We start from the raw sequence: 9,436 nt of genomic DNA on the forward strand, positions 1-9,436 counted from the left end.
TCCATGTAAGCTCGGTCGCCGCATCCATGCGGCTCACGCCCCCGCAACCGGACCCACCCCGCCTTCGACAGATTTCCGCGATCTGTCGGAATGGCTTGGCGTGCTCCTGGTGGGTGTCGACCTTGGTCGACACGGTAGGTCCACGCCATGCGTGGATGTTCTTCGTTCAATTGTCGAAATATTCGATTCGATGGAAATCCATCCACGCATGGCGTGGATCTACCACATACCGGGAACCTGTCGAAGGCGGGGCGGTGTCGGATTGCGGGGCATCCGCGCCATGGGCCCGAGGCATGCCTCGGGCGGGTTGGGCAGGACGCCCAACCCCGGTCTTGCCGTGTGCGCAGGACAGCGCACACGAGCAAGGCGCGGCTGAGCCTACATGGACGTACTTGCGGCGTCCCCGCAATCCGACACCGCCCCGCCATCCCACGGAACGCCCGCTGTTGCTTTGGCGGTTGCCGTTGCCCTGGCTTCGGCAGGTACAGGGCGCAGCCCTGCCGATACCCCTTACACTGGCCGCCTTCTCCTGCGTCCCCGCCCGATGAACCTTCCCCTGCATTTCGGCCTGCTCGGTACGCTTGAGGCGGGCCTCATCGCCCTGCTGGTCGGCCTGCTGGTGTATTTCCTGTGGCACCACCTGTGCCGGCTGCTGCACTGGACCGTGGGCCATGCCATCGGCTGGTCGTGCGTGATCGCGGTGATCATCTCCGCCGGCATCGATGCCTGGAAGCTGTTCTACATGGGCATCGTGCGGTTGGAGTCGCCGCTGTATGCGCGCCTGTTCCTGTCCACCATCCACGATCCGAACGAACTGGGCAGCCGCGTGGTGCTGGAGATCGCCGGTGCGCTCTCCGGTGTTGCATTGGGATGGGTGTTGTTCAGTTCGCGGTCATCGGAAAAAACCGTCGACTGACGCAGGTTTTTCGTTCGCTGCCGGTTAAATCGTGCAGCGCTGAATGCTCGTCTTACTGTCTGCTCACTTCGCACTAACCACCGCGCTAACGCATGCGTCTGCGCCAGTGGTTAACCATGCGTGTTCGAGGGAATCGCGGCGCAAAATCGATTCAGAAACGCGGTGGCAGGGTAGGTGCAGTGCGGAGACAACGACCGCGCACTACCACCCTTCAGGAGACACCCCAGATGACTATTCGCAACCGCAAGCCCCTGATCGCCCTGATCGTCGCCGCCGGCAGCGTGTTGGCCATCCCGGCGATGGCGCAGTCGGCCAAGCAGCAGGCCGCGCATGCACAGAACGAAGCGGCACAGGCCCAGCAGGCGGCGGCACAGGCAGGCCAGGCGGCTGACCAGGCCACCGACGCGGCCGCAGCAGCCTCGGCGCAGGCCAACGGCGGCGGCCAGACGTGGGCCAGCATCGATACCGATGGCAACGGCACCATCAGCAAGAGCGAGTCGCAGGTGAATGCGGGCCTTGCGCAGGTGTTCGACCAGGCGGATGCCAACAAGGACGGCCAGTTGAGCGCCGACGAGTACAAGGCCTACGTGGCCGCCCAGCAGGCGGGTGCCGGCGCGGGTGGCACGGCCGCGGGCCAGGGTCGCTGATCCACGGTTGAATTCGGGACAACCGGTGCATGGGCAACCCGGGTGGCTTCGGCCACCCGGGTTTTTTTCGTCATCGCCGCGCCTGTATCCTAGGGCGATGAACACCTCCACGCCTGCGCCCTCGCGCGCCATCGGCCTGGTCGGTTTTGACGGTGACGACACGCTGTGGAAGAGCGAGGACTACTACCGCAAGGCCGAGCAGGATTACCTGGACCTGCTGTCGCGCTACATCGACGTCCACGACACCCAGACCGCCCGCCACCTGCTGGAAGTGCAGCAGCGCCACCTCGGCGTGTTCGGTTACGGGGTGAAAAGCATGACGCTGTCGATGATTGAAGCGGCCATCGAGATCACCTCGCAGCGGATCGAGGCCAAGGACATCCAGCGCATCCTCGACATCGGCCATGACACCCTGCGCCACCCGGTCGAACTGATCGACGGCGTACGCGAGTCGGTGGCCGCCATCGCCGCGCAGTACCCGGTGGTGCTGATCACCAAGGGCGACCTGTTCCACCAGGAAGCCAAGATCAAGGTCGCGGCGCTGGCGGACCTGTTCCCGCGCATCGAGATCGTGTCCGAGAAGGACCCGGAAACCTATGCCCGCGTGCTGGCCGAATTCGACCTGCCGATGCAGCAGTTCGTGATGGTCGGCAATTCGCTGCGCTCGGACATCGAACCGGTGATCACCCTCGGCGGCTGGGGTATCCACACCCCGTACGCGGTGACCTGGGCGCACGAGACCCAGCACGGCGTGGCTGACGACGAACCACGCATGGTCAACGCCGATACCGCCTGGGACTGGCCGGCGGCGCTGGCGACGATCGAGGCCAAGGCCGCTGCCGCGGCCTGACACGGCGCGGCCGCTGCGGCAGAATCGAAGCATGAAACTGCCACTGCGCGCCCTGCTGTTGTCCCTGCTGCTGGCGCCGGCCATCGTGCTGGCGCAGCAGACCGCCGAACGTTCGGCGACCTATGAGGTGGATACCGGCGATGCCTGGGTCGACAGCCAGCTGGCCGACATCAACCACTACGCCGAGCGTTACCCCGATGCCTTCCTCGACGAGGTATCGCGCTATGCCGGTGTACCGCGCGGTTACATCGCCGCGCTGGCAACCACCCACCGGTGGCAGGCCGGCGACATCTATTTCGCCTGTTTCTGGGCCAAGGCCAGTGGCCAGACCTGCCGCGACAGCGTGCGTGCCTTCAGCCAGGACCCCGAGGGCGGCTGGGCCGAGGTGGTGAAGCGGATGCCGGCCAAGCCGCAGAACCTGCACTACCGGGCCGTTCGCCACGCCATCGTGGCCAGCTACGAGCACTGGGATCGGCCGATCACCCTCGATGCCACGCTGAAGCGGCAGTTGAAGCGGTAGCGCCGTGCCACGCCCGGCGAGCGCGCAGCGCGGCCCTGGGATTCGCCGGGCATGGCCCGGCGAATCCGATGTTCTTCATGTTGCTCTGCGTATCGCCGCCGCCGCGCGCTCCGGCGACAATACGGGTCCGAGCTGTTCCCCGTTCCCGTAATCGAGTGACTGATGAGCGCCTCTTTCGTTTCGCCTGATGTGATCCGCCGCCTGTTCGCCCAGGCCATGTCCCGCATGTACCGCACCGAAGTGCCGTTGTACGGCACGCTGGTGGAACTGGTGGAGCGGATCAACACGCAGGTCCTGGCGCAGGACCCGGCGCTGGCCGCGCAGCTGCTGCGCAACGACGAGCGTGCCCGCCTGGATGAAGAACGCCATGGCGCGATCCGCGTCGGTACCCCGCAGGAACTGGCAACCCTGCGCCGCCTGTTCGCGGTGATGGGCATGTACCCGGTGGGCTACTACGATCTGTCGGTGGCCGGCGTGCCGGTGCATTCCACCGCCTTCCGCCCGCTGACCGCCGCTGCGCTGGCACTGAACCCGTTCCGCGTGTTCACCTCGCTGCTACGCCTGGAGCTGATCGAAGACGAGGCGCTACGCGCACAGTCGGCCGAGATCCTCGCCCGCCGCCGCATCTTCACCGACGACGCACTGGCGCTGATCGACCAGGCCGAGCGTGACGGTGGCCTGACCCAGGCCGATGCCGAGCGCTTCGTCGAACAGGCGCTGGAGACCTTCCGCTGGCATGGCGATGCCACCGTCGACCTGCCGACCTACCATGCCCTGCACAAGGCGCACCGGCTGGTGGCCGACGTGGTCAGCTTCCGTGGCCCGCACATCAACCACCTGACCCCGCGCACGCTGGACATCGACGCTGCGCAGGCGGCGATGATCGAGCACGGCATGGCCGCCAAGGCGGTGATCGAGGGCCCCCCGCGTCGCGCCTGCCCGATCCTGCTGCGGCAGACCAGCTTCAAGGCGCTGGAAGAGGCGGTGCACTTCCCGGGCAACGAAGGCGGCGACGCCGGTACCCATACCGCGCGCTTCGGCGAGATCGAGCAGCGCGGCCTGGCGCTGACCGCCAAGGGCCGCGCGCTGTACGACCAGCTGCTGACGCAGGCGCGCGATGCCGACGGCGCGGGCAGCACCGGTGGTGATTATGGGCAGCGCCTGCAGGCGGTGTTCGCCAGCTTCCCGGATGACCACGACACCCTGCGCCAGGAAGGCCTGGGGTATTACCGCTACCAGCTGACCGACGCTGGCCGCGCCGCGCCGGAGCGCGTGGCCGATCTGCCGGCCGAAGTGCTGGTTGCCGCTGGCCTGGCCACGGCCGACCCGATCGTCTACGAGGACTTCCTGCCGGTCAGCGCCGCAGGCATCTTCCAGTCGAACCTGGGCGGCGGTGAGCAGCGCGCGTACGCCGCCCATGCCAATCGCGAGGCCTTCGAACAGGCGCTGGGTGCGGCGGTGAACGATGAGTTCGAGATCTACGAGCGCATCCAGGCCGAATCGCTGGCGAGCCTGCGCACCTGATGCGGAACACCCGCCGGGCATGGCCCGGCGCTACCAAGGTGCGATGCGGCATACCCGCCGGGCATGGCCCGGCGAACCGGCAATACTCAGGCCTTCATGGTGCCCGTATCCAGCCACCGCTGGTGCCACGACAGCGCCTCCGGCAGCAGGTGCGGGGTGTGCTTGCCGTAACTTTCGCGGCTGGCGCGGTCGAAGTAGTCCTGCAGCTGCGCGCGGAAATCCGGGTGCGCGCAGTTGTCGATCAGCACCTGCGCGCGCTTGCGCGGGGTCAGGCCACGCAGATCGGCCAGGCCCTGTTCGGTCACGATCACCGACACGTCGTGCTCGGTGTGGTCGACATGGCTGGCCATCGGCACGATCGCCGAAATGGTGCCGTTCTTCGCCGTCGACGGGCTCAGGAACGCAGACAGGAAACCATTGCGCGCGAAGTCGCCCGAACCGCCGATGCCGTTCATGATCCGCGTGCCCATCACGTGCGTGGAATTGACGTTGCCGTAGATGTCCACCTCGATCATGCCGTTCATGCCGATGCAGCCCAGGCGGCGCACCAGTTCCGGATGGTTGGAGATCTCCTGCGTGCGCATGATGATGCGCTCGCGGTAGAAATCGATGTTCTCCTTGAACGTCTCGTTGGCCTGCGGGCTCAGTGCGAAGCCGGTGCACGAGGCATAGCTCAGCACGCCGTCGCGCAGCAGGTCGAGCATGCCGTCCTGGATCACTTCGGTGAACGCGGCCAGGTCGCGGAAACCACTCTTGGCCAGGCCGGCCAGCACCGCATTGGGGATGTTGCCCACGCCCGACTGCAGCGGCAGCAGGTTGGCCGGCAGGCGGCCGCGTTTCACTTCGTGCTGCAGGAACTCGATCAGGTGCGCGGCGATCTGCTCGCTGGTCGCATCGATCGGGCTGAACGGGCTGTTGCGATCCGGGCCATTGGTGCGCACCACGGCCACGATCTTGTCCGGGTCGCAGCGCAGCGCGGTCTCGCCGATGCGGTCGTTGGCATTGACCAGCGGAATCGGCTTGCGGTGCGGCGGCAGCGCGGTGCCGTAGTAGATGTCATGCATGCCGTCCACGCCGGCCGGCTGCCACTCGTTGACCTCGATGATCACCTTCTTGGCCAGGTCCAGCCAGGTCTTGTTGTTGCCCAGCGAGGTGGACGGCACCAGCGAGCCATCCTCGCGGATCGCCGAGACCTCGACCACGGCGGTATCGATCTCGCCGTAGAAGCCGAACCAGACGTGCTGGGCGACGTGGCTGAGGTGGATGTCGATGTAATCCAGCTTGCCCTCGTTGATGCGGTTGCGCGCATCCGGGTCGCTCTGGAACGGCATGCGCATGGCGATGCCATCGGCCTTGGCCAGCGCGCCATCGAGTTCCGGCGCGGTGGAGGCGCCGGTCATCAGGCTGATCTGGAAGGGCAGGCCCTGGGCATGCACCGATTCGATGCGGCGGGCCAGCTCAACGGGAACGGCCTTGGGGTAACCGGAGCCGGTAAAGCCGCTCATGGCCACGGTTTCACCGGGCTGGATCAGCGCGGCTGCGGCCTCGGCGGAGACCACGCGGTCACGAAGACGCGCGTTGGCGATGCGATCAACAGTCATGACGACAGCGTTTCTGGGGGGAATCCCGATTATCGGCCATCCCCCGCCGTACGGGGGGTTCTACCTTCGTGGAATGGTGTTTCCGGCAAGGCCTCTCCCATACCCGTCAGTTTTGTTTTGCAGTGCAGCGTGCAAAGTACTTTCGTACACCGCACGATGGCCCTGCATCCCGACGTGGGGGAGGGAGCAGAGCCCGCTGGCAGTTCGCTGCAAGCGGGCTTTTTTATTGCCTGTCGCCCAAGATGAATGCGCGGATTCCATTTTCGGTAGTGCCGGCCGCTGGCCGGCAACCCCAGCAACCTCCGGCGATATCGCAGCAAGCGGTCACAGCCCTTCGCCGTTGGCAAAGGGATGCGACCCCGCGAGAATCAGTGCATGACCCTCGCCCCCGCCGAATTGCCCGCCACCCTGCAGCCCCTCGTCCACCGCGCGCTGACGCGCCTGGCCCAGGCAGTGCCCGATCCCATCCCGGCCGAACTGCAGCCGCTGCTGGTGCAGCTGGCCATCAGCAGCGACTTCGCCCTGGACACCCTGGTGCGCCAGCCCGGCCTGCTGGCGCAGCTGGCCGCGCCGGGCTGCCCGCCGCTGCCGGCGCCGGTGCTCGACCCGCTGCAGCCCAGCGACTGGCCGGCACAACTGCGACGCTGGCGCACGGCGATGTCCACCCGCTTGATCTGGCGCGACCTGGCCGGGCTGGATGACGTGCCGCAGACCCTGGCGGGCGCTACCGCGTTGGCCGAGGACTGCCTGCGCTTGGCGCTGGACGCCCTGCAGCAGGAGTTCGCCCAGCGCCACGGGGTGATCGCCGATGACCACGGCCAACCGCAGCAGCTGGTGGTGTTCGGGCTTGGCAAGCTGGGCGGTGGCGAGCTCAACTTCAGTTCCGATGTCGATCTGGTCTACGCCTACGTGCAGGGCGGTGAATCCGACGGTCCGCGCGCGCTGGCGGCCGAGGAGTACTTCGCCCGCCTCGGCCAGCGCCTGGCCAAGCTGCTGGATGAAACCACCGTCGATGGCTTCAGCCATCGCGTCGACCTGCGCCTGCGCCCGTTTGGCAGCGCAGGCCGCGTCGCGCTGTCATTCGCTGCGATGGATCAGTACTTCCAGCGCGAAGGCCGTGACTGGGAGCGCTATGCCTGGCTGAAAGCGCGTGCGGTGGCGGGCGATATCGCCGCTGGCGAGGCCTGGCTGCAGACCCTGCGTCCGTTCGTGTACCGCCGCTACCTGGATTTCACCGCGCTCGACGGCCTGCGCGAGATGAAGGCGGCGATCACCGCTGAAGTCGCCCGGCGCGAGATGCACGACGACATCAAGCGCGGTGCCGGTGGCATCCGCGAGATCGAATTCCTTTGCCAGGCGCTGCAGCTCATTCGCGGTGGCCGTGAGCCGGTGCTGCGTGAGCGGCGGTTGCTGGTCGCGCTGGATGCCCTGGTGGCTGCCGGGCAGATCGCCCGCGATGATGGCACCGCACTGCGCGAGGCCTATCTGTTCCTGCGCCGGCTGGAAAACCGCTTGCAGATGCTGCGCGATGCGCAGACCCATGTGCTACCCAGCGATACGCTGGATCGCGAGCGGATTGCCGTCGGCCTGGGCTATGCCGATTGGGATGCGCTGCGCGAGGCACTGCGTGTGCAGCAGCAGCGTGTCAGTACCGAGTTCGGTGCGCTGCTGGCGCCACGCAAGGGCCAGGCAGCGCCCGATGCGCTGGCCAATTACTGGCGCAGTCTGCCCGAAGGCAGCAACGCGCCGCTGCTGGCCGAGGCCGGTTTCCTCGATGCCAATGGCGCCGATCAGTCACTGCGCGATTTCGCCCAGGGCACGGGCGTGAAGTCGCTGTCCGATGCGGCGCGTGCGCGCCTGGACCGCGTACTGCCGGCACTGCTGCACGCCGCCACCCGTTCACCGCAGCCCGATGCCGCACTCAAGCGCGTGCTCGGCCTGCTGCAGGCAGTGCTGCGCCGTACCAGCTACCTGGCGCTGCTGGACGAACAGCCCAGCGCGCTTGCGCGACTGGTCGACGTGCTGGCACGCAGCGCGCTGCTGGCCGAACGCCTGGCCGCGTATCCGCTGCTGCTGGACGAACTGCTGGACGTACGCGTGTCCGGGCCGATGCCCGACGCCGACGGCATGCTGGCCGAATGCCGGCAGGTGCTGCCGGTGGAAGATCCCGAATCGCAGCTGCGCTGGCTCAATGAAACTCGCCTGGCGTTGAGCTTCCGCATGGCCATGGCCACGCTGGATGGCCGCCAGGGCGCGGTCGACAGCACCCGGCAACTGGCCGAACTGGCGCAGGCGGTAGTCATCACCGTGTTGGCGATGGCCGAGGCCGATATGCACGCCGCGCACGGCGCTATCGCCGGCGGCCGCTTCGCGATCATCGGTTACGGCAGCCTGGGCGGCCTGGAGCTGGGTTTCGGCTCGGATCTGGACCTGGTGTTCCTGCACGATCACCCGCCGGGTGTGGAAGCCAGTGACGGTGCGCGCCCGCTGGAGCCGGGCCGCTGGTATGCGCGCCTGGCCCAGAAGGTGATGGCGCTGCTGGCTGCGGTCACCGCCGCCGGCCGCCTGTACGACATCGACGTGCGCCTGCGTCCGGATGGTGGCAAGGGCTCGCTGGTGTCTTCGCTGGCCAGCTACACCGAGTACCAGCGCGATCGCGCATGGACCTGGGAGCACCAGGCGCTGGTGCGCGCACGCGGCGTGGCCGGCGATGCCAGCCTGCTGCAGGATTTCGAACAGGTACGTGCGCAGACCCTGGGCCGCGAGCGTGATCGCGCAACGCTGTATGCCGATGTGGTGAAGATGCGCGGACGCATGCGCACCGAACTGGACCGCAGCGATGCCGCGCGGCTCGACCTGAAGCAGGGCGCGGGTGGCGTGGTCGACCTGGAATTCCTGCTGCAGACCGGCGTGCTGGCATGCAGTGCGCAAACCCCTGCATTGCTGCAGCCGCGTGCCACGCCTGCATTGATCGACGCGCTGGCCGCGGCGGAGTTCCTGCCCGAAGCCACCGCACAGGCGCTGCATGGCGCGCATGCCACGCTGCTGGAGGTCGGGTTGGCCTGCACGCTGGATCGCCGGCCGCGCTTGGCACCGACCACGCCGGCCATCGAAGACGCGTGTGCGGCGATCCGCGCCGCGTGCATCGCCGCGGAGCTGCCGTTCGCCTGACCGCCTGCAATGGCGGTAGCAGCTTTGGGTGGGTGCCGACCTCTGGCACCCACCGGGCCAATGGCTCGGCGATGGCCTTCCATTGGTAGGTGCCGACCGTTGGTCGGCACAATCTCTCAGCTGCGATGAACCCTGGAGAAGCGGGGCGACCCAAGGACCGGACCCACCCCGGATATGGGCGGTGGCCAACAAAGGGTTGCTCAAAAC

The 9,436-nt window shown here is 67.3% G+C and carries 7 protein-coding genes; 6 read left to right on the forward strand and 1 reads right to left on the reverse strand.

Going from position 1 to position 9,436, the window contains the following annotated elements; translation table 11 throughout:
* The first annotated feature begins 544 nt into the window (after nt 1-544).
* The 5 genes from M2299_RS20470 to M2299_RS20490 all read left to right on the forward strand — a co-directional run bounded on the left by M2299_RS20470 (nt 545) and on the right by M2299_RS20490 (nt 4,457).
* Nucleotides 545-916 (forward strand): hypothetical protein, encoded by a 372-nt coding sequence (locus M2299_RS20470; protein WP_025878234.1) that lies wholly within the window; start codon nt 545-547, stop codon nt 914-916.
* A gap of 227 nt (nt 917-1,143) precedes the next feature.
* Nucleotides 1,144-1,563 carry an EF-hand domain-containing protein gene (locus tag M2299_RS20475; RefSeq protein ID WP_025878233.1) on the forward strand — a complete coding sequence of 140 codons (420 nt, stop codon included), beginning with the start codon at nt 1,144-1,146 and terminating at the stop codon, nt 1,561-1,563.
* Between the two features lie 97 nt (nt 1,564-1,660).
* Nucleotides 1,661-2,413, forward strand: coding sequence for an HAD family hydrolase (locus M2299_RS20480; protein WP_032975604.1), 753 nt, complete (start codon nt 1,661-1,663; stop codon nt 2,411-2,413).
* Nucleotides 2,414-2,444: 31 nt separating this feature from the next.
* Entirely contained in the window at nt 2,445-2,933 is a 489-nt protein-coding gene (locus tag M2299_RS20485) for a hypothetical protein (RefSeq protein ID WP_100435703.1), read from the forward strand.
* 162 nt (nt 2,934-3,095) lie between these two features.
* Nucleotides 3,096-4,457 carry a VOC family protein gene (locus M2299_RS20490; protein WP_032975602.1) on the forward strand — a complete coding sequence of 454 codons (1,362 nt, stop codon included), beginning with the start codon at nt 3,096-3,098 and terminating at the stop codon, nt 4,455-4,457.
* An 86-nt stretch (nt 4,458-4,543) separates the two neighbouring features.
* On the opposite strand, the gene M2299_RS20495 is transcribed toward M2299_RS20490, so the two are convergent.
* On the reverse strand, nt 4,544-6,058 hold the full coding sequence (locus M2299_RS20495; RefSeq protein WP_080150722.1) for an acetyl-CoA hydrolase/transferase family protein: 1,515 nt from the start codon (nt 6,056-6,058) through the stop codon (nt 4,544-4,546).
* A gap of 375 nt (nt 6,059-6,433) precedes the next feature.
* Here M2299_RS20495 and glnE point away from each other — a divergent pair, with 375 nt between their 5' ends.
* Nucleotides 6,434-9,229 (forward strand): bifunctional [glutamate--ammonia ligase]-adenylyl-L-tyrosine phosphorylase/[glutamate--ammonia-ligase] adenylyltransferase, encoded by a 2,796-nt coding sequence (gene glnE / locus M2299_RS20500; protein WP_280884910.1) that lies wholly within the window; start codon nt 6,434-6,436, stop codon nt 9,227-9,229.
* Nucleotides 9,230-9,436: the final 207 nt, after the last annotated feature.

It is taken from the genome of Stenotrophomonas sp. 1278 (assembly GCF_029892765.1).
In the GTDB taxonomy this organism is placed as follows: Bacteria; Pseudomonadota; Gammaproteobacteria; order Xanthomonadales; family Xanthomonadaceae; genus Stenotrophomonas; species Stenotrophomonas indicatrix.